This is a genomic window from Shewanella insulae, from assembly GCF_009831655.1.
Lineage (GTDB): Bacteria > Pseudomonadota > Gammaproteobacteria > Enterobacterales > Shewanellaceae > Shewanella > Shewanella insulae.
Map to the genome: position 1 here is coordinate 33,948 of NZ_WRPA01000019.1, position 21,171 is coordinate 55,118.

General features: G+C 53.9%; 19 protein-coding genes. 14 read left to right on the top strand and 5 right to left on the bottom strand.

What is annotated here, in order from left to right; all coding sequences use genetic code 11:
* Positions 1–37 precede the first annotated feature (37 nt).
* Entirely contained in the window at positions 38–241 is a 204-nt protein-coding gene (locus tag GNT65_RS17335) for a dodecin (protein ID WP_160798463.1), read from the top strand.
* 210 nt (positions 242–451) lie between these two features.
* On the opposite strand, the gene queG is transcribed toward GNT65_RS17335, so the two are convergent.
* Entirely contained in the window at positions 452–1,615 is a 1,164-nt protein-coding gene (gene queG / locus GNT65_RS17340) for a tRNA epoxyqueuosine(34) reductase QueG (RefSeq protein WP_160798464.1), read from the bottom strand.
* 306 nt (positions 1,616–1,921) lie between these two features.
* Between queG and GNT65_RS17345 the strand changes: the two genes are divergently transcribed.
* Positions 1,922–2,620, top strand: coding sequence for a substrate-binding periplasmic protein (locus tag GNT65_RS17345; RefSeq protein WP_181006352.1), 699 nt, complete (start codon positions 1,922–1,924; stop codon positions 2,618–2,620).
* Between the two features lie 37 nt (positions 2,621–2,657).
* On the opposite strand, the gene GNT65_RS17350 is transcribed toward GNT65_RS17345, so the two are convergent.
* Positions 2,658–4,565: a tetratricopeptide repeat-containing diguanylate cyclase gene (locus GNT65_RS17350; RefSeq protein ID WP_244952218.1), complete on the bottom strand. Its 1,908-nt coding sequence runs from the start codon at positions 4,563–4,565 to the stop codon at positions 2,658–2,660.
* Positions 4,566–4,843: 278 nt separating this feature from the next.
* On the opposite strand from GNT65_RS17350, the gene GNT65_RS17355 reads away from it, so the two are divergent.
* Positions 4,844–5,281, top strand: coding sequence for a DUF3069 domain-containing protein (locus GNT65_RS17355; protein WP_160798466.1), 438 nt, complete (start codon positions 4,844–4,846; stop codon positions 5,279–5,281).
* A 14-nt stretch (positions 5,282–5,295) separates the two neighbouring features.
* On the opposite strand, the gene rsuA is transcribed toward GNT65_RS17355, so the two are convergent.
* Positions 5,296–5,988 carry a 16S rRNA pseudouridine(516) synthase RsuA gene (gene rsuA, locus GNT65_RS17360; protein WP_160798467.1) on the bottom strand — a complete coding sequence of 231 codons (693 nt, stop codon included), beginning with the start codon at positions 5,986–5,988 and terminating at the stop codon, positions 5,296–5,298.
* Positions 5,989–6,169: 181 nt separating this feature from the next.
* Between rsuA and GNT65_RS17365 the strand changes: the two genes are divergently transcribed.
* The 6 genes from GNT65_RS17365 to GNT65_RS17390 all read left to right on the top strand — a co-directional run bounded on the left by GNT65_RS17365 (position 6,170) and on the right by GNT65_RS17390 (position 11,722).
* Complete coding sequence (locus GNT65_RS17365) at positions 6,170–6,712, top strand: sugar O-acetyltransferase (RefSeq protein ID WP_181006353.1); 543 nt, start codon at positions 6,170–6,172, stop codon at positions 6,710–6,712.
* A 201-nt stretch (positions 6,713–6,913) separates the two neighbouring features.
* Complete coding sequence (locus tag GNT65_RS17370) at positions 6,914–8,998, top strand: M13 family metallopeptidase (protein WP_160798468.1); 2,085 nt, start codon at positions 6,914–6,916, stop codon at positions 8,996–8,998.
* A gap of 150 nt (positions 8,999–9,148) precedes the next feature.
* Positions 9,149–9,934: a RelA/SpoT domain-containing protein gene (locus GNT65_RS17375; RefSeq protein ID WP_160798469.1), complete on the top strand. Its 786-nt coding sequence runs from the start codon at positions 9,149–9,151 to the stop codon at positions 9,932–9,934.
* 96 nt (positions 9,935–10,030) lie between these two features.
* On the top strand, positions 10,031–10,432 hold the full coding sequence (locus GNT65_RS17380) for an SMI1/KNR4 family protein (protein WP_160798470.1): 402 nt from the start codon (positions 10,031–10,033) through the stop codon (positions 10,430–10,432).
* A gap of 35 nt (positions 10,433–10,467) precedes the next feature.
* On the top strand, positions 10,468–10,968 hold the full coding sequence (locus GNT65_RS17385) for a DUF4447 family protein (protein ID WP_160798471.1): 501 nt from the start codon (positions 10,468–10,470) through the stop codon (positions 10,966–10,968).
* Positions 10,969–11,113: 145 nt separating this feature from the next.
* Positions 11,114–11,722 (top strand): hypothetical protein, encoded by a 609-nt coding sequence (locus GNT65_RS17390; protein WP_160798472.1) that lies wholly within the window; start codon positions 11,114–11,116, stop codon positions 11,720–11,722.
* A 116-nt stretch (positions 11,723–11,838) separates the two neighbouring features.
* Here the strand turns inward: GNT65_RS17390 and GNT65_RS17395 are convergent, their stop codons facing one another.
* Positions 11,839–12,474: a glutathione S-transferase family protein gene (locus GNT65_RS17395; protein ID WP_160798473.1), complete on the bottom strand. Its 636-nt coding sequence runs from the start codon at positions 12,472–12,474 to the stop codon at positions 11,839–11,841.
* Positions 12,475–12,723: 249 nt separating this feature from the next.
* The gene (locus GNT65_RS17400) at positions 12,724–15,297 is read right to left on the bottom strand and encodes a TonB-dependent receptor (protein WP_160798474.1); all 2,574 of its coding nucleotides are present in this window, start codon (positions 15,295–15,297) and stop codon (positions 12,724–12,726) included.
* A 231-nt stretch (positions 15,298–15,528) separates the two neighbouring features.
* Here GNT65_RS17400 and GNT65_RS17405 point away from each other — a divergent pair, with 231 nt between their 5' ends.
* From GNT65_RS17405 to GNT65_RS17425, 5 genes are all read left to right on the top strand, one after another.
* Complete coding sequence (locus GNT65_RS17405; protein WP_160798475.1) at positions 15,529–16,053, top strand: PH domain-containing protein; 525 nt, start codon at positions 15,529–15,531, stop codon at positions 16,051–16,053.
* A 122-nt stretch (positions 16,054–16,175) separates the two neighbouring features.
* Positions 16,176–17,444, top strand: a complete 1,269-nt coding sequence (locus tag GNT65_RS17410) for an Nramp family divalent metal transporter (protein ID WP_160798476.1) — start codon at positions 16,176–16,178, stop codon at positions 17,442–17,444.
* A 19-nt stretch (positions 17,445–17,463) separates the two neighbouring features.
* Positions 17,464–18,606, top strand: a complete 1,143-nt coding sequence (locus GNT65_RS17415; protein ID WP_160798477.1) for a serine hydrolase domain-containing protein — start codon at positions 17,464–17,466, stop codon at positions 18,604–18,606.
* 55 nt (positions 18,607–18,661) lie between these two features.
* A complete protein-coding gene (locus tag GNT65_RS17420; RefSeq protein WP_160798478.1) occupies positions 18,662–19,126 on the top strand; it encodes a YehS family protein in 465 nt (154 codons plus the stop codon).
* Positions 19,127–19,335: 209 nt separating this feature from the next.
* Entirely contained in the window at positions 19,336–21,024 is a 1,689-nt protein-coding gene (locus GNT65_RS17425) for an NAD-dependent malic enzyme (RefSeq protein ID WP_160798479.1), read from the top strand.
* Positions 21,025–21,171: the final 147 nt, after the last annotated feature.

Consider the following 21,171-nt stretch of genomic DNA (forward strand, 5'->3'; position numbering starts at 1 on the left):
CTCAAGGGGATAGCCGGTTTGCAACAGGAGATCCACCATGAGTCACACTTACAAGATCATTGAACTCGTTGGTTCCTCGCCCATTAGTTCGGACGAGGCGATTAAGAATGCCATCGAATCGGCCAGCCAGTCGCTGCATCATCTACGTTGGTTTCAGGTAGTCGAGACCCGGGGAAACCTGGAGGCGGGAGTTATCGCCCACTGGCAGGTGACGCTTAAGGTGGGCTTTACCTTAGACTAGTGATACCAATCGTAGTAAGTAACTGATCACTCTAGTTTGTTAAAACGTCCGATAACGGTGTTACCATTTTTGATTGTAGAATAACTACTTATCTAAAAATGCTGCCTTGTTCTCGAACGTTTTTCCAGCGCTATTTCTGATCACTTACTCACTGTGATTGGTATTAATATCTCCTCTGAGGCGTTTGGCGAGTACCTTTAGCTCAATGGCCTAGGCGTCTCTGGGGAGTCCTTTCTCGACGGTGCGGATCACCCGCTGTGTCTTACGGTTAGCCTGATAGTTGCCTTGTGTCTGGCGAGACAGTGCCCAGTCGATATGCTCGCGTACCATCTCATCTACCTCGTCGCTCTCCAGGCGCGTCTCGAGGGCCGCTACTATATCTGGCGATGCCGGTGCGTTGCCCAGTGCGACGGCGATATTGCGCAGCCAGCGCCTGTGGCCGATGCGGCGTATGGCACTCCCCTCGGTAAATTTAAGAAACTCCGCTTCATTCCAGGCGAAGAGGGTCAGCAGCTCGGGATACTTGAGTGGGTCCCGGGTGTGGAAGTCACTCTCCTGGGTGAGCGGGGCCTCGCCATTGACCGGACACACCAGCTGACAGTCGTCGCAGCCATAGATGCGGTTGCCCATCAGAGGCCTGAATTCTTCGGGGATCGCTCCCTGAAGTTCTATGGTGAGATAGGAAATGCAGCGCCTGCCGTCCACCACATAGGGCTCGACGATGGCGTCGGTGGGGCAGGACTTGATGCAGGCGACACAGGTATTGCAGTCGGCCTGTACCGGAATATCCACCGGCAGCGGCAGGTCGATCAATAGCTCCCCCAGGAAGAACCAGCTACCGGCCTCGTGATTGAGTAGCAGGCTGTGTTTACCGGTCCAGCCCAGTCCAGCCTTGTCGGCCAGCGGGCGCTCCAGGATGGGCGCCGAGTCGACAAAGGGGCGGTAATTGGGGCGTTCTAGCCCTAAGGTTTTCAGCTCAGCCTCTATCTGTTGTCCCAGTTTCTTCAGGCGGTTGCGGATCATCTTGTGATAGTCACGGCCGCCGGCATAGCGTGAGATATAGGCGAGCCTGGGATCCTTGAGATGGGTGGCGAAACCCGCCTCTGGCGGCAGGTAGTCCATACGTGCCGAGATCACCCGCAGCGTGCCCGGATGCAGCTCCTGTGGGCGAGCGCGCATCATGCCATGACTCTCCATATAAGCCATCTCACCGTGGTAGCTCTTATCGAGCCAGGCCTGAAACTTGGGCTCTTCGGCGCTGAGATCGGTATCGCAGATGCCGATTTGGGCGAAGCCGAGTGCTTTACCCCAGGTTTTAATCTTGAGGGCGAGTTGTTGTAACGCTTGGGGCGTCAGGGCGCTGGGGTCTGGCATACTTTGGGTTAAGGATGATGGGCAAGGATAAACACTGGTGTCATGATAGCAGTTTTACGCTAGCTGATAAAACTTGGAACGACCGGACTCGGCAGGCTATTGCAATTTGACCGTGGGCTAACTATGTTGGAAAAGTGGGTGAGGAAAAGCGTATCGGCAAAGCGCTTTGGGAAAGTCTGTCTATCTTAGACGATAATCACTTATAGGCTTTGGCTTATATTTCTGGGGGAGCAATTGAGCTGGCGTTACCTGTGGTTTATTTCGCTGATATGTTTATCGTTACCCTCTGGGGCGGCGCCACTGCGGATGCTCACCGAGGAATGGGCCCCCATGAGCTACCAGGAGCAGGGCGTTCCCATGGGTTATGGTGTTCGCCTGGTGCAGCGTCTCGCCGCTAATCTAGGCGAGGAGGCCAATATAGAGGTGTTGCCCTGGGCGCGCGCCTATGCCATCGCGGAGACCCAGGCTAATGTGCTACTGTTTGCCACCTCTCTCAATGAGCAACGTAGCAGCGAGTTTGATTTTGTCGGTCCTATCGCCACCACGAGTATCTCTATCTATGCCAAGTCAGAGGACAGGGTGACGCCTGCAACCCTGGCGGAATTGGATGCCCTGGGCAGTGTCGGTGTCTATCGTGGCTCCCTGGGGGAGTCTATTCTGAGTCATCAGGGCGTTGAGCATATGACGGTGGCCAGCTTTCCACAGCAGTCGGCGAGGCAGTTACAGCACGACAGGATCCGTTTCTGGTGTCAGGCCGATCTGGCGGTCGAGCGTTTGTTGGCCGAGGTGAACATGGGGCTGGACGAGGTGTATCCCGTGTTGGAGCTGGCGCAGATAGACCTGTATCTGGCCTTTTCCAAGGGCACCGACCCTAAGTTAGTGAGTCGTTGGCATGAAGCCCTGATTAAACTTCAGGCGTCTGGCGAAATGGCACGCCTCTATGGGGATTGGTTTCCCAAACTCACCCCACCAAGCCGCATCGAGTTGATTTCTCGTCACGACTAAGGCTAATTCCTTACGCTTCCCCAGAGTGGCGTCCTGATTATTGAGTATCTAGGACCGCGCAGTTACGTCCCGATGACTTGGCTCGATAGAGGGCATCGTCGGCACGTTTTAGCAGGTGTTCGAAGCTCTTGTCTCCCTCTACGCTGGCGATACCTGCGCTGATGGTGAGTTTAAAGTTCACATAGACATCATCGAAGTTGCTGCTCTCCACCGTGGTCACGAGACGCTGGGCAATATTGAGCGCCTGTTCTGCCGTGGTACCAGGGAGAATCACCAGAAACTCTTCGCCGCCGACTCTTCCAACCAGATCCTGTTTGCGCATCAATCCGTTGCTGATGTTTGCCAGGGCGATGAGGACCTTGTCGCCGATATCGTGGCCATATTTATCGTTGACCTTCTTGAAGTGGTCGGCGTCAAACAAGATGATCGACAGCGGATGATCGCCCTCATCCTTAGACTTGAAGTAGCCTTCTCCCTTGGAGTAGGTGTAGCGGCGGTTAGGTAACTGGGTGAGATGGTCAGTCAGCGCCAGAATGGACAGTAGCTTAGACTTCTGTGACTGCTTGTAGGCGACGATAGAGAGGATCAACATGATGATGCAGCCCAGCACTATGACAGCCAGTTGCAGATACTTGTTCTGCTTGAGGATCACCAGCTCGTTCTCTTTGATCTTCTGCAGCTCGATCAGTTGCTGATTCTCGCGTTCTATCTGCTCGGTATTGAAGCGGGTACGCATCTCTGTGGTGCGATTGGTCTGCTGTGTGGCATCCAGTGATTTATGGGTCTGTATGTAGCTCAGTAGCGCCTCATAGGCCTGTTTCCAATCCTTCTCGGCGACGAAGATCTGGCTATGTACCATGTGTAGCTTTTCTAGACCGCGGGCATTCTTGATCGCCTCAAAGCTCCGCTTGGCCTTGTCGATATAATCGAGTGCCTGAGGATATTGCCCCTTGTTGAGGGCCGACTGTGCCTGATAGAGGCGCATGAAACTATAGCTGCCCCCTATTTCCGGTTGCACGTGCTTCTCTGCGAGATCCAGGTAGGCCTTGGCTTCGTCTTCACGGTGAAGCTGAATCAATACGCCGGCGACATTCACTGCTGTATAGGAGCTGGCCTCTTCGCCTTGGGTATCGCGCCAGTATTTGTAGGCTTCCTTGTGCTTCTTTAGCGCCGCCTCATACTCGCCCAGCTCTTCCAGGGCGAAACCTATTTCTGTCTTAATGGCGTTGGCACCGTCTCTGTCACCCGTATCTTCGAATCCTTTTTCCAGCTTGCTATAGTACTTGATCGCCGTCTGGGGATCGCCGAAGCGGCGATAGCTGGTGGCCAGCTCGGTGAGGTTATAGATGGCCCAGTATTGCAGGTTGAGGGATTCATAGAGGTGTTGGGCGGTGATCAGATCCTCCAGCGCCTGGGCAAAGTTGCCCTGAAAAGAGTAGATGGCGCCGCGCAGTGAGCGTGAGTCGGCGATCAGCCTTGGGGATTCTATCAGATAGGCTTCGGCGACAACCTTGTTGTATTCCTCCAGTGCCACCTCCACCTCGCCCAGCAGTTGGTGCATGAAGGCGCGGCACAGCTTGAGATCTGTGGTCGTTTCGGCAGAGGCGGCGACCCCTTCGCTTAGCAGTTTCATGTCGGCAAAGGCGATGGCATCTTTGATCGCTTGCTGCTTGGTGATGTCATAGTTGTTCCAGCAAAGCACAGTCTGCAACTTGAGATAGCGCTTTGTGTCTTCCATCGTGACATTGGCCGTCAGGTAATCAAGCGCTTCACTAATCGCCTGTTGATCACTATATTCTCCCTGATCGAACTTATCGAAGATGGCATCTATCTGTTCGTTGGCATCTTCTTGTGCCTGGCTCACGGGGCTGAGGCCAAAGAGAGAGAGGCCAAGACAGAGCAGCAGAGACGTTAACCAGGATTTTGCTTTTGTTTTTCTTGTCATTTTTAGCTTTGCCAACCTTGCTATGTGACCATTTAACCATAGCATAAACGCTTTTTTTGTAACTATATTATACGGATGACAGTTTATTGACAGTAAAAAGTATATTTTTTATGCGTTTGTTTTTAACTTTTGTATAACAAAAGTGGCAGTTTTGCTTTTCAGCCGGACTAGGGGTATAACGTCAGCCCTTATTTTCCGTCTGCTAGTGGGCTTAGACCGAGTTTCTGTGGGCGTAGTTGGCCGAGTCGATCACGGCCTATTGAGTTGAGAGTTTTTTTATGAGTAAACCCAGTCAAGAGTATCAGGCGATTGCCGAGCAGGCAGCGCTGAATGTATGTAACACGGTGATCCCCATGGACAAGGTGCCGGCGAATCTGTTGGAGGCCTATGCCAACTTGTTCAACGAGCTGCTCAGCGATGAAGAGGGTAAGTTCGCGGCAGCCTGGGACGCCTTGCCTGCCAGCGCTAAGGGGTTAATTGGCCAAGCCGAATTCCACGGTTTCTATATCGCCAATTCTTGGTTACAACTTAGCCGCGTCGCTCAGGATATTTCCGAGTTGGCCGACAGTGACGAGGCGATCGAGGAGAAGGAGTACAACAACATCTTTACGCGTCTGTCAGAAGCCTCGCTCAAGGAGAGTGTGAAGAAGTTGAAGAAGGCGCGCACCGACCGCGCCCTGCTTAACAGCATCAAGGCGGTTATCGCTGGTCGATAACTGAATGCGGCGCGCTACTTGACCGAGGCGATCTCATCCTCTGTCAGGTAGCGCCATTCCCCCGGTGCCAGACTCTCGTCCAGCACTATCTCGCCGATAGATTCCCTGTGTAGTCCCACCACCTTGTTGCCCACCGCGGCAAACATACGTTTCACCTGATGATATTTACCTTCGGTAATGGTGAGTCTCGCCTCGTGGCTGCCCAGCAGCTCAAGCTTGGCCGGTTTAGTGAGTCCCTCTTCGCTGCGCAGCGCCAGCCCGGTGGTAAATTGCTCGACCCACTCGGCCTTGAGGGGATCGGCAAGCTGCACCAGATAGGTCTTACCGCATTCGCGCTTGGGGGAGGTGACCCTGTGGGACCACTGACCGTCGCTGGTGATCAACACCAGGCCCGTGGTGTCGGCGTCCAATCGTCCGGCGATATGTAGATTGTCTATGTGGGGCAGGTCGAGCAGGTTAAGCACAGAAGGGTAGACCTCATCGACGGTGGAGCAGAGGGTGTCCACTGGCTTGTGCAACATGATAAAACGCGGCCCAATCAGCGAGATAGGCTCGCCGTCCAGACAGACCTGCTGGCTCTCATTCAGCTTGAAGCTGCCATCTTTGATGACCTGACCATCGACGGTCACTTCGCCCCTGTGCAAGGCTTTCTTCGCCAGAGAGCGGGTGAGCTGGGTGGATTCGCTGATAAATTTGTCTAGACGCACTGGATTATCCTAAGGATGGTACTTTGGGGCGGTATTATGAGGCCGCCGAGAACTAATGGAAAGTGCCAATTAAAAAGGACTCGTCACGAAAAGCGTCAGTGGGGAAAAGAGCTATCACTGAAAAGTGTTAGCATGGCAAATTTCAGACATATTATGCATCCTCGAAAGGAGCCGATAGGCGATGGAAGAAGTGAGTGAATTTGACAAGATGGTCAGCGGTCAGGAGTACAACTGCCTCGATGGCGAGCTGCAGAGCCGTTGGCAGGCGCGGCAACAGGCCAATGCCGAGATGAACCGCCGCGGGGAGGTGGACAATGAGCTGCTGCCTCATCTGGACGCCAAGGCGGTGGTTAAGCTGCCGCTCTATGTCAGTTATGGGCAGAATCTTTTTGTCGCGCCTCAGGTATTTATCAACGTCAATGTCACCTTGCAGGACAACGCCCCCATCACCATAGGACGTCAGACCATGATTGGGCCAAACGTGCAGTGTTATACCGCCAGTCACCCTCTGGATGCTGTACGTCGCTGTCAGGGATGGGAGCAGGCCAAGGCTATTCATATCGGCGAGCGGGTGTGGATCGGAGGCGGAGCTATCATTCTGCCCGGTGCTACCATAGGCGATGAGGCCGTCGTCGGGGCGGGGGCTGTGGTCACCAAAGATGTAGCGCCCAGAACCGTGGTGGGAGGTAACCCCGCACGTGTGATACGTCAAATTGAGGGGTAAATAGGTTTGCTTGTCGCCGCAGAGGAAATTTTTACTTACATATGAGAGACCACAAATTCGCCTCTGGTAGGCAGATAAACTTGTTTACATTGACCCAATCCCTTTAACATAGGTCGCTTGAAGCAGTTTTTGCACCATTTTGGCTTCGCCATGACAGTCGCATTGCTAACAGAAAAACAATTAAGCATAAAAGGAATTCACATGAAAAAAGTGTTCATTGGAGGGGTATGTGCCTCTTTGATTCTTGGTCTTAGCGCTTGCAACAGCGACCAGGCAGAAGTTAAGGCCCCGGAAACCGCCAAGACAGAAACCGCCGTAGCGGTACAACAGGCCCTGACTTCGGGTATCGATTTCGCTAACTTCGATAAGTCTGTGCGTCCTCAAGATGATTTTTATAGCTACGTAAACGGCACCTGGATCAAGAACACTGAGATCCCAGGCGATCGCACCAGCACTGGCGCCTTCTATGATCTACGCGAGAAGTCACGTGACGATGTTAAGGCCATCATCGAAGAGGTGGCGGCCACCCCTAACCTGAAGGCGGGTAGCGATGAGCAGAAGGTTGCCGACCTGTATCGCTCTTTCATGGATACAGAGCAGCTAGACAAGCTGGGTATCAAGCCTATTCAGGGTGAGCTGGACAAGATCGCCGCGCTGGAGAACAAAGATCAGCTGGTGGAGTACTTTGCCCACAGCCAGATCATAGGTGGCGGCACGCCGCTGGCTTTCTACATCAATATCGACGCCAAAGACTCTAGCCGTTATGCGACCCATATCTGGCAATACGGTCTGAGCCTGCCGGAGAAAGATTACTACTTCAACGAAGCCGAGCGTTTCGTCAACATTCGTAAGGCGTTCGTGGCCCATATCGAGAAGATGTTCACCCTGGCCGGCCTGCCAAATGCTAAGGCGAGCGCCGAACAGATCCTCGCACTGGAAACCGCTATTGCCAGCCGTCACTGGGACGTAGTCGAGACCCGTGACAGCACTAAGACCTATAACCTATACCAAGTCGCAGACCTTGCTAAGCTGGCTCCGGATGTCAACTGGGACGGTTACCTCAAGACTCTGGGCGGCGACAAGCAGGCCGATATCATCATCAACCAGCCAAGCTTCATCGAAGGCTTCAACGAGGTGCTCAAGGCCAACGAACTGTCAGTGTGGAAGACCTACATGACCTGGCAGACCCTGACCCACTTCGCCGGCGATCTAAGCACAGATCTTGACCGTGAAAACTTCGAGTTCTTCTCTAAAACGCTGAACGGCCAGGCGGAGCAGCAGCCTCGCTGGAAGCGCGGCGTGAGCACGGTAAACAACCTGCTGGGTGAGGTTGTGGGTAAGGTTTATGTCAAACGTCACTTCAAGCCTGAGGCTAAGCAGCGTATGCAGGAGCTGGTGGAAAATCTGCGCCGCGCCTATGGTGATAGCATAGATGGCCTGGAATGGATGAGTCCTGACACTAAGGTGGCCGCCAAAGATAAGCTGGCCAAGTTCGATCCTAAGATAGGTTATCCAGATCGCTGGGAAGACTATGACAAGCTGGCCATCAAGGCAGATGACCTGGTCGGCAACAGCATGCGCGCCAGCCAGCTGAGCCACGAGAAGGAGCTTGAGAAGCTAGGGTCGCCAATCCGCAAGTGGGAATGGCACATGACACCACAGACGGTGAACGCCTACTACAACCCAACCATGAACGAGATCGTCTTCCCTGCCGCTATCTTGCAACCGCCTTTCTTCAACATGGAAGCGGACGATGCGGTGAACTATGGCGGTATCGGCGCCGTGATTGGTCACGAGATGGGGCATGGCTTCGACGACCAGGGGGCTAAGTTCGACGGTGAAGGCAACATGCGCGACTGGTGGACAGAGCAAGATCTGAAAGAGTTTGCCGCTCGCGGTAAGGCGCTGGTTGCTCAATACAACGGCTACGCGGTATTTGATGACCTGCACGTAAACGGTGAGCTGACCTTAGGTGAGAACATAGGTGACCTGTCAGGCGTGACCATCGCCTACAAGGCCTACAAGATGTCACTTAATGGTAAGGAAGCCCCGGTAATCGACGGCTTGACCGGCGACGAGCGCTTCTTCATCGGCTTCAGCCAGATCTGGCGCGCCAAGATGAAGGAAGAGGCGATGCGTAACCGCGTGGCAACCGATCCACACTCTCCGGCTAAGTTCCGTGCCCTGGGCGCCTTGTCTAACATGCCGGAGTTCTACACTACCTTCGACGTTAAGCCGGGCGATGCTATGTACATAGAGCCAAGCCAGCGTGTGAAGATCTGGTAATTCGACATTTCTCGATAAAAAAGAGCGCCTTGGCGCTCTTTTTTTATGCCTGTTTCATGATAAATAATTGTTCATCATCCATTCAGCAAGGGTTAAGTGAACCCTAGCTAGATTAAGGGTACAAGGTTTGCGCTTTTACCGAGGACGGTTATGAATAAGTTGTTTAGACCCTTTTTTATCTTCCTGCTACTTGTCTCCACCCGCAGCGCCCTGGCGATCAACTACGATACCTTAATCGACACCAAGGAGGAGTCTGGTTGCTACGCCCAGAAACAATCCTTCAGTAAAGACCAGCATGGTCTGCACGCCATCGCCAGCAGCTCTGCCGCCCTTATTCGCCAGAGCAGCGATGATCTCGATAGCCTCTATGCCCAGGCCGAGCATGCCCAACAGGAGCTGACTAACCTGCTCGAGGGCCTCAATGGACAAGAGAATTACCAGCTGCTGATCCCCGAGGTAAAAAGTTATGAGCGTGCCAAGGCCAAGATTGCCGCTAAGTTTGACGGCGATGCCAGCCAGATCACGGATCTGGCTAGGGCCAGTCTGGTGGCCGACGATATTCAGGGGCTGATGACGGCGTTCGAAGATCTTCAGCAGCAGGTGAAGGTATTGCAGGTGAAAAACCGTTTCGCCGAGCCTAAGGCCTCCGGATATCGTGACCTCAACCTGCTGGTGCAGTTGCCCAAAAGCTGTATGATTGCCGAGGTTCAGCTGCACCTCAAGGCCATCGCCGAGATCAAGAGCGGCGAGGAGCATAAGGCCTACGAGCAGATCCAGGCCATCGAGGCCCGCGCCATGGCCCAGTCCCGTGAGCTGAGCGAGTTGGAACAGGCGCAGATCACCGCATTGCGTCAGGCGTCTCACAAGCAGTATCACAAGGCTTGGCTCTATTATAAAAGGTTGGACAGCGCCGAGTTGTTGAATGCGGCGGCTTGATCCAAGCGAGGCGCGTCGTCTGCATTAAATTGGAATAACAATCTGGGCTTAAAGCGATTATACTTGCGGCCATTAGCCCAATTAGAGCAGACGATAATGCACGATCTTATCGAGCAACTCAGGGAACTGAGCGAGACAGTTCCCGTTCCCCTGGAGCTGCCCAGCTTCGATCAACTGGTCGAAGTGGAAGAGCAGATTCTGATCCCCTTACCCGCTGAGCTGAAAGAGTATCTCCTCTTCGCCAGCGATGTGATTCACGGCACCTTGGAGCCTGTGACCGCAGCCGATCCCTATGCCCATACCTATCTTCCAGAGGTGACCTCCTATGCTTGGTCTATCGGTATGCCGCGGGAATATATTGCCATCTGCCAACAGGGCGATGACTTTTACTGTATCGATCAGGAAGGTCAGGTGATGCTGTGGCAAGACGGCGAGCTAGCCGAGGAGCGCTGGGAGTCGTTGTGGCAATGGGTCGAAGAGGTTTGGATCCCCGCCTAGGTACGTGACAAGATTAACTCAATTTGGATATTAAGATGGCAAAGACAGCTGATTTAAATGCGATAGAAATTACTTACCTGCGTCACTCACTCGGCCTAACTGCCGCCCAGGTGGCCGAGCTGAGCAAGTGTAGCGAGGCAGACGTGCTAGCCTGGGAAGCGGGTGAGGCCGAGGTGTCTGGGCTGGCGGCCAAGAAGCTGCTGGAACTGGATGAGACCATAGAGATGCAGGTGCTTAACACCTGTGACGGTATCGAGGAGCTGTTTAAGAAGGAACCTAAGCGTCGCCTGAGCTTCGTGGTCTACCCGACACAGGCGGTATACACCCAGTACAACCCCGAGTTCTTAAGCTCGCTGCCGCTGACCGAGCTATACAACACGGCGGCCTGGCGCATCAAGAAAGAGTGTAAGCTGGTGCTGGAAGTTGAGGTCACCCTAGTGCCGCTGGACGTCGATGCCTATAAGGCTTATCGCGAGCAGGAAGGCCTGAAAGAGAGCCGCGAGAGCCGCGCCAAGTGGGCAGCTACTCAGCTGTGAGTTAACCCCTGATTCGATAAAAAGCCCTGCTCTAATGAGCGGGGCTTTTTTAATTATCTTTCATCTTCAAACTGTGTTGCTTCAACGAGCCCAATGCTATCTTGTGCAGATGTTACTTAAAGGTTAACTCAATTTGGACAAGGATATGTACCAAGCCGCCAGCCCTCGTCAGCCTACTTTACTCTTCATTGCCATCGCAGCGCTTATCTATCTGCCGCTGATTGAGAGCCTGTTACCCGGCCTGTTTGCCGCCTACTGGGTTGATCCTAGCTTTATGGCCAAGGTGAAACCTATGGCTCTAATGATAAAACTGATTGTCGTGTTTTTTGGCTTTTGGAAGTTGGAGCAATTTCGTCGCCAATTTAGTGACTTTATCCGTGGCCATTGGCTTGTATCTTTCTTAATTAAACTCAGTTTCTTGGTTGGGATAATTCAGCTTGTTTTATTGAGTTTAGGCTTGTTTATGAACTTGGTATTTGGCGCGCCTGCCAATGAGCAGAGTCAGTTTAAGCGCTATGAAGATTACGCCATCTGGGTGCAGACAGTAGATCCCGGTGCCATGGGCAAGGCCTATCACCGGGTGTGGATGCAGTGCGATCTGCCCCTGTGGCGGTATCGATTGGCGCCGATTCAAACCTTGGACTGGATGGGGGAGTATGAGGTGAGCCTGGATGAGCATATCTTGAAGATAAGCTCTAGGTTTGACGAGATCAGACTGGATCTCTCCAAGGTGCCAGGTTGTCCATCTGCCTGATGTCAGTTCGCTTTACACAGCGAAAATGAAGACTATTTGCTAAGGCTTCATGGTGATGGATGGCAGCATAATCTCTAAAGTGTTAGACATTATGCTGCTAAACCTTTTACGCCTAACTACTCTGCTGCCTGGGCGGCGACGGCCTCGGTTTTTTTGAGGGCGCTGGCCAGGGCCGGGCGGGTCTGCATCCTGTCTCTGAAGGCGGCGAGTTTAGGTGGGATCTGCTGCTCAAATACCGTGGCCCACATCAGGGTATGTGCCAGCATGATATCGGCAACCGTTGGGGTATCACCCAGCAGGTAGTCGCTGCCCGGCAGCCACTGTTCGGCGATGGCGGCGGCCTTGTCGAACTCCCATACCGCAGTGGGCAGTATGGCTGGCAGATGGTGCTCTTCGGGTAGGGCGAACTTATGCTTGCCCATGGTCCACAGGGGCTGCTCCAATTCGCAGATGATGTAACTCATCCACTGGTGGTAAAGGGCGGCTTGTGGTGTACCGGGAGTGGGCAGAAACTGTCCCTGACCATATTTTTCCACCAGGTACTGGCAGATGGCGGCGGATTCGGTGAGCACCAGATCATCGTCCTTTATAACGGGCACCTTACCGCAAGGGTTCATGGCCAGAAAGGCCTCGCTGCGGTTGTCGCCCTTGGCAAAGTTGATGAAATGAAATTGCCAGTCGATAGCCAGTTCTTCCAGTAGCCAGGAGACGCGTAGCGCGCGGCTTCTTGGGGTTCCATATAGAGTGATCATCCTTTTCCTCGTTCATGTTTTTAGGTGAGTAATGAGTGTAAATAAAAATGGCATCCATTTGGATGCCATTTTTGTGACAGTGTATGTTTTACCTATCCTAGTAAATAGCTGATCATCCAAGCTTGTTAAAACGTTCGATAACTGCGTTAGCTTTTTTGATTGTAGAATAACTACTTATCGAAAAATCCCGCCTTGTTCTCAAACGTTTTTCTTACGCTATTTCTGATAGCTTACTTAGTGTGATTGGTATTAGAACCTCATGCTCAACTTGGTGTAGAAGTAGCGGCCCATTGGGTTATGGGTGGCAATCACATAGCCGTAGAGGTCTGTGTCGCCGTCGCCGATGGCAAATGGCGGCTCTTCATCCAATACGTTGTTGACGCCGACTGTCCACTTGAAGGTGTCGTTGAAGCGGTATGAGCCCGACATATCCACCAATATCTGCGAATCAACCATACGCGACTCGTTGGTTTCGAAGTCGAGCACGCCGTCGAAGTTGATGTCTGGCGTATCTTCAAACTCGCCTATGTAGCTGAAGTTGATGTTGGCGGCGAAGTCATCCATCATCCAGTTGGTGGTCAGCAACCAGCGATGCTGCGGGTAGCGGTACTCGCCGGTGTAATCCAGGTTGTCCTTCTCAAACTTGTGTAGGTAGCTGTATTCCAGGCCAAACTTGAGGTCGCCGAAACGATCCATCTCCAGGCCATAATGGCTGGAAACGTCCACCCCTTGTACCTCTTGCGAGCTGAGGTTGATAAAGCTCGAATGGATCAGGCTGATTGGGCCCAGCGATTGTCCTGGCTGCGGCGCCAGACGCTCACACACAGTGCTGTTTTGATCGTTACAGTTCGCCAGGTAGATCTCGCCCAGGGGCTGCTTATCGATCTTGTTGTCCTGGGTGATGCTGAAGACATCGAAGCCGATATCAAACTTCTGGCTCGGTGCCCAGATCAGGCCCGCGTTCCAGGTTTCTGACTCTTCGGCGTCTAGGTCTGAATTACCGGCAAATTCCGTGTTGTAGTCCAGGGCCGTACAGTCGACATTGTCGGCGGCGCAGCGGTAGGTGTCGATGAAGAAGCTGCTCTCTCTCGATGGACCTAGACCTATCTGTGCCAGAGATGGCGCGCGGAAACCGGTTGCCCAAGAGGCGCGAGCGGTCAGCTGATCGCTAATGCCCCACTGGAAGGCGACCTTAGGGTTGGTGGTCGAACCGAAATCGCTGTAGTGATCGTAACGGCCGGCAAGTTGCAACTCGAAGTTGTCTGTAACCGGAATAGAGAATTCCACATAGGCCGCGTACTGGTCGCGGTCGGCCTGGGCAGAGACGGCTTCGGTACCGAAGATCAGACCGCGCTGGAATTGATCATCTGGGATATCGCTCACGTCCTCTTCGCGGTACTCGACACCTGCGGCCATCATGATTTCACGATCCGCCAGGGTAAAGGCGGGGCCCGTGATGCTGGCGTCATAGGCGGTCAGGTGAGAGACACCCTGGCGAACCAGGCTGGTGGTGATACGATCGATCACATCCTGCGAGTTCATGGTGCCGCCAAATGGGTTGTAGTTACCGGCATCGATCTCGGCTTGCAGGAAGTCGGTACGCACCCAGCCCTGGGTTCTGTCACCCTTCTGGGTCGATTCACTGCGGCCTTTCTGTGCCGAGACTTCCCAATCCCACTCATCTAGGCTACCACGCAAACCGGCAACCAGACGCAGGGTGTCAGATTCGATATCCCAGCGACGGGCGCCGGCATCCACTGTGCGGTAACGACCTATCTCGATATCCTTGCCCCATGGGTTGTTAGGGTGGGTGCCTGGAACCGTAAGCATGGCATCTTCATCTAGGGGGGTCGGCGCACCACCGGCCTCAGAGGTGTTGTGTTGTGCCGCGACCTCTAGGAAGGCGGTCATCTCATCGCTCAGGTGATAGTCGAACTGGGCGATCGCCCCTACACGCTCGGCGGCAGGGATGGTGAGGTTGTATGGGCCGTAGTCGAACAGACAGCTGCCGCTGGCGGTGGCCGAGTCTGGAGGACAATCAGGGTCTATGGTCTTGACGCCATCGACATAGAAGTAGCCAGGGAAGCCACGTGACGAGCGGAAATCTTCACCGCCGTATGGGCTCTGGTTGGCGGTACCGAAGCGACCCATCTCACTGGCGGCGAGTGTGCTGTTTTTGAAATAGTCGAGAATGATAGAGGCGCTGCCCTTATCGGACTGCATGCCCCACAACATGGAGCCGCTCTGCTCGTCATAGCCGGAGCCAGATGCCTCGCCATAGCCCAGGTTAACTTCGATCCCTTCGAAGTTCTTACGCAGGATGATGTTGACCACACCGGCGATGGCGTCTGAGCCATAGATGGCCGAGGCGCCATCTTTAAGGATATCGATACGTTCGATGGCAGAAACGGGAATGTTGTTGATGTCGACGAAGGAGTTAGTGATCCCCTCGGCGAATGAGCTGATGGCCACGCGGCGGCCGTTGATCAGTACCAGGGTAGCATCTGGGCCCATGCCGCGCAGACTGATAGAGGCCGCGCCGTTGGCGGTGGAGTCCTGGCTGTTGCCGCGGGTTGAGAAGGCGCCTGCGCCGTTGGCCGGCATGCGTTCGAGCAGCTGTTGCAGGTTGTCGAAGCCCATGTTGGCGATATCGTCTTTGTTGATCGACTGGATCGGCGATGGGCCTTCGATGTCGGTACGTTTAATACGAGAGCCTGTGACTTCGATGCGTTCGACGTCCTCGCTGGCAGCATATGCATGTGGGGTTAGCGCAATGGTAATGGCGATAGCGCAGGCGCTGGGCCAATATTGAGGTCTTTTCATAATTATCCCTAATTAATAGTTATATTTTTAATTCAGTGACTACCACTTAACTACCGCCACCATTTGTTACAGTAACGTTACTAAGCTAATTGCTAAAGTAGCAAAGTCAATAGTGCTAATTGCTAACAAATGTAAATAAATAAACCTATGAATTTGGATTGATTAATGCCGAGCCTCTTGGCATTGTCTTAGGTCGGCTCACTGTCAGACCTTGTTGGAGATGTAAATTAAATGGAAGAGAAAACACTGCTCGAGGCACGCTTTCATCGCAAGCTTGGGCTCTATTGGCTGACCTCGGGGGCGGTGGTGTTAGGCATTACTGTCGTGGGGATTCCACTCTTGCTGCTCTGGTTTCCCATCGGCTTGTGGGCGACTCACAGATATATCGCCAACATGAGCGCCCAGCTGACCACCAAGAAGTTGATCGTGCGTAAGGGAATACTCACCCGCACCGAAAATACCGTGCCGCTGGATAAGATCACCGACATGGCGATGATACAAGGGCCATTGATGCGCCTGTTTGGCATTCATAAGCTGACTATAGAGACGGCAGGGCAGTCGGGTAACGGTGCCCTGATCAGCCTTACCGGCGTCGAGGAGGTGGCCGAGTTTCGCGCCGCAGTGATGGCGCAAAAGAGTGCGCTAGCCGAGCAGAGTCAGCCGGTTGAGGCGAAAGTGGACGTAGCTGCTCAGACCCTAGTCTGCCTGCAGAGTATCGATGAGACCCTGAGGCGCATCGAGGCCAAGCTGGCTTAAATTTAACAGCCATCGCAGTGTTAACTATAGGGCAAGCCTCTGTGGCGAACTCTGGACTTGGACTAATGTGGCCCGGCGAAATACAAACATTTTTTGGCTTAATGTGAAGGAAAACTGAGACGGTGGAAGAACTTACTGCAAATGCAACTCAAGTCAGCCTGTGGCATCAGTGCCGCCGGGTGTTAACCGCCACAGGTCCTGGCCTGCTAATGGCGGCCGCGGCGATTGGCGCCTCACATCTGGTGGCCTCGACCCGCGCCGGCGCCGAGTTTGGCTGGCAACTGGCCTGGGTGATACTCCTGGTGAATCTGCTCAAGTATCCCTTCTTTGCCGCCGGGGCTCGTTATACTGCGGCAACTGGTGAGAGCCTGCTCCACGGCTATCAGCGTCAGGGGCGTGGCTACTTGCTGCTCTTCTCGCTGCTCAATGCCCTGGCCGCGGTGGCCAGCACTGCTGGCGTCGCCATGCTAACCGCCGCGCTGTTGACTCAGTTTGTCCCCTTATCTATTGATCTGCTGGCGCTGATTGTCCTGGTTGCCAGCCTGTTGCTATTGGTGCTCGGTCACTACCGGGTGCTGGACAGGGTGACCAAGGTGATCATGCTCTGTCTGACCGTGACCACATTGATTGCCGCCGCGCTGGCCTTTAATGCTGAACCCATTATCGCGCCGGGTTTTGTGTCCCCCTCACCCTGGCAGTGGGCCCATGTGGGTTTTCTGGTGGCCATGATGGGCTGGATGCCGGCGCCTATCGAGGTGAGCTGTTGGAATTCCCTCTGGCTGCTGGAAAAACAGAAACAGCAGCTGGTCACCCCTAAGCAGGCGCTGTTCGATTTCAATCTGGGCTTCATCACCACGGCAATATTGGCAGTGGTGTTTCTCTCGCTCGGTGCCATGGTGATGCACGGTTCGGGCGTACACTTCTCACCTTCTGGGGCTAAGTTTGCCGAGCAGTTGATCCAGCTCTATAGCCAGGTGCTGGGGGAGGGGAGTCGCTACCTTATCGCCCTGGTGGCCCTGCTGTGTATCTTCAGCACCACGGTTACTGTGGTGGATGGCTACAGCCGTACCCTTATCCTGAGTGTGCAGCTACTGCGAAAGGATGAGGTCAGCGAGCGCGGGTTGAACTTGACCATGTTAACCGTGAGCCTGCTGGGACTGGGGATCATCCTGTTCTTCAAGGGGGCATTGCTGCCGCTGCTGCAGTTTGTGATGACCCTGGCCTTCATGACCACCATCATCTTCGCCTGGCTCAACTACCGCCTGATGACCAGTGACAATCTGGCGCCGGGCGATCGCTATGGCATCGCCATGCGGCTGCTTTCTTGGATCGGCATGACTTATCTGCTAGGGTTTGCGGCTTTATTTGTCTACTGGAAGTGTATCGGTTAAGCCGTTTAGGAGAACAAGGATGAAGATGAGTGTCTTGGCGAGCAGCCTCTGTCTGTTGGGGACTTTGGCTAGCGACAGTGGGTTTGCTAGCGAGCCCGTTATCGGGGATAAGGCTGAGCAAGCTAGTGGCGAGGGGGGTAATTTAACATCTGCGCATGACTTGGCGATTGGCGAGGCTTTTGCTGAGATTGGCAAGGTTTTCGATACTATTATTGCTGCCAACGAGCGCCCCTTCTATGGGGTGATCGCCCTGATGCAGCACGGCGAGCTGCGCTACGTGAAGTCTAACCCTTACGCCGAGGCTGCGGCGCCGACGCTGGATAGCCGGGTCATGCTGGCCTCACAGAGCAAGATGATCACCGCGGCGCTGGTGATGCAGGCGGTGAGTCAGGGCAAGTTTTCCCTGGAGGATAAGATTAATCCTTATCTGGTATCCGCTAATCTGCCAGCCTATGACGAGGGCATCACCATTGCTCAGCTGCTTAGCCACAGCTCAGGGATCGCCCCACAGGGCAAGGCCAACCGATTCGCGCCCGGCAGCGATTTTCAATACTCTAACCTGGGTTATCAGGTGTTGGCGCAGCTGCTCGAGATCACCTATCAGCAGGAATTTGCCACCCTGGTGAATACCTTTCTCGGCGAGCACGGCGTAGAAGGCATCGAGGCCCGGCTCGGGGCACAGCAGGGGCTGATCCAAGGCATAGAGATCGCTAGCCAAGAGCCGATGGAGTATGAGGTGCATATGAACCTACTACCGGGGGGCGGCATGACTGGCTCGGCCACAGGACTGCTCAATTACCTTAGGGCGCTACACGGCGGTAAGCTGCTGAGCAAGGAGGCCTACCAGGCGATGGTGGCTCCTCAGATATTACGACCTCATCGCTGGCAACAGCTCTATTACGGTTTCGGCGTGCAGGTTAGCCAGTCAGGAATGAATGAGTACAGCCACTCAGGCTATCTGCCTGGCTATCAATCCCTGAGCCTGAGCTATCCTGAGTCAGACACCTACCTTGTGGTGTTGGAAAATGCCTCCTGGCCGATCGATCAGAGCAATCAGGCCTTCGGCCTGCATGACAAGCTGCGCCGGGCAGTACGCGAGGCCTTGATGGCCGATAGCAAGCTTGAAAATAATGCCTCGGCACCGACGCAAAGTCGGTTATAATGTCGTCGCTATGGCAGGCGCACCCGCGCGAGCCAGTAATTTAAGAATTTAAGTCATGATTAATAACGATATTTTACGCCGTCTACGATTCGTATTCGATTACAAGAATGCCAAGATGATCAAGATCTTCGCCAAGGTCAAACATGAGATGAGCCAGGAAGTCCTGCTCAACATGCTCAAGAAAGAGGCTGAAGAGGGTTATAAGCCCTGCAACGACAAGACCTTGTGCCTGTTTCTGGATGGCTTGATCATCGAAAAACGCGGCCTGCGCGATGGGGCAGAGATCCCCACCCCCGTGTCTCAGTTAAACAACAACCTGATCTTCAAGAAGCTGAGGATCGCCCTTGAGATGCGCGAAGAGGATATTATCGAGACCTTAGCCCTGGCGGACTTCAGAATGACGAGTTCCGAGCTGGGTGCCCTGTTTAGAAAACCAGGCCACAAGCACTTTAAGGAGTGTGGCGACCAGGTGCTGCGTAACTTCTTGATGGGTCTGTCGATCAAGTATCGCGGCAAGTAAGAATATCATTCCCTAAAGACGCGGCTCAGGCCGCGTTTTTTTATGTCTGGCGATTGGGCCAAGGCATGGCTGTTTAAAACAACCAAGGTGTGAAAATAATCAAAAAAATGATCGCGTGAAAGGCAACAAAGATCACACTTTGTGGTAATCTTGCCAAAATTGAAAGCACAGCCATTCCAACATACCCACAGATAGAGAAAAGGTTACCAATGGACGATAATAAACGCCCGCTATATCTTCCTTTTGCCGGCCCTGCCATTCTTGAAGCCCCCTTGATCAACAAGGGAAGCGCCTTTACCGAAGAGGAGCGTATCTTCTTTAACCTAGAGGGTCTGCTGCCTCACGTGATCGAGACCATCGAAGAGCAGGCATCGCGCGCCTACGATCAGTACAAGAACTTCAGTAACGATCTCGATCGTCATATCTATCTGCGCAACATTCAGGATACCAACGAGACGCTTTACTATCGTCTGCTGCAGAATCATATTACCGAGATGATGCCTATCATCTACACGCCCACGGTCGGCCTGGCTTGTGAGCGCTTCTCGAAAAACTATCGTCGTAACCGCGGCCTGTTTATCTCCTATCCAAACAAGGATCGCATCGACGACATCCTCAACAACTCGACCCGCCAGAAGGTGAAGATTATCGTTGTTACCGACGGAGAGCGTATCTTGGGGCTGGGCGATCAGGGGATCGGCGGCATGGGTATCCCCATAGGTAAACTGTCACTCTACACCAGCTGTGGCGGTATCAGTCCGGCCTATACTCTGCCGATCACCTTAGATGTGGGCACAGATAACCCGCATCTGTTGGAAGATCCTATGTATATGGGTTGGCGTAATCAGCGTATCGGCGGCGAAGAGTATGCCGAGTTTGTCGAGGCCTTCATGGAGGCGGTACACAGACGCTGGCCAGATGCATTGATCCAGTTTGAAGACTTTGCCCAGAAGAACGCCATGCCGCTGCTAGAGCGTTACAAGGATAGATACTGCTGCTTTAACGACGATATTCAGGGCACGGCGGCGGTGACCGTAGGTTCCTTGCTGGCGGCCTGTCAGGCAGCCAACACCCAGTTGAGCAAGCAGAGAGTCGCCTTCCTTGGAGCGGGGAGTGCTGGTTGTGGTATTGCCGAGGCGATAATCGCCCAGATGGTATCAGAAGGAATTAGCGACGAGCAGGCTCGTCAGCAGGTCTTCATGGTGGATCGCTGGGGACTGTTGCAGGACAACATGCCTAACCTGTTGCCCTTCCAGCAGAACCTGGCGCAGCAGGCGGCCAAGGTCGAGGGCTGGAATACCGAGAGTGAGAACATCTCGCTACTGGATGTGATGAATAACGGTAAGCCGACCGTGCTTATCGGCGTGTCCGGTGCACCGGGTCTGTTTAGCGAAGAGATCATCAAGGCGATGCATAGCCACTGTGAGCGCCCCATCATCTTCCCGCTGTCGAACCCGACCAGCCGCGTCGAGGCGACGCCGAAAGATATCTTGCACTGGACCAAGGGCCAGGCGCTGGTAGCTACGGGTAGTCCGTTTGAGCCTGTGGTGATCGAGGAGCAGACCTATGAGATCGCCCAGTGTAATAACAGCTATATCTTCCCCGGGATTGGCCTGGGTGTGCTGGCCTCCGGTGCCAAGCGCGTCAGCAACGAGATGCTGATGGCCTCGAGCCGCGCCCTGGCAGAGTGCTCGCCGCTGGCGAAGGACGGCGAGGGATCCTTGCTGCCTGCGCTGGAAGATATTCATGCGGTCAGTAAGCATATCGCCTTTGCGGTGGGCAAGGTTGCCATCGAGCAGGGCCATGCGTTGCCATGTAGCGACGAGCTGCTATTGCAGGCGATCGAAGACAACTTCTGGACGGCGGAATATCGCCGCTATAAGCGCACCTCTTTCTAACCTCTTTGGCTTAACCATTTGCGTTAAAAAAGCTGCCTCAGAGCAGCTTTTTTTATACCTGTGGCGAGCCTGAATCTAGCTTGTGTTCACAAAATGCTATTCGGGTATTTGATCTTGGCGGCACTTCTCTCATCTCTCTCCTATTTT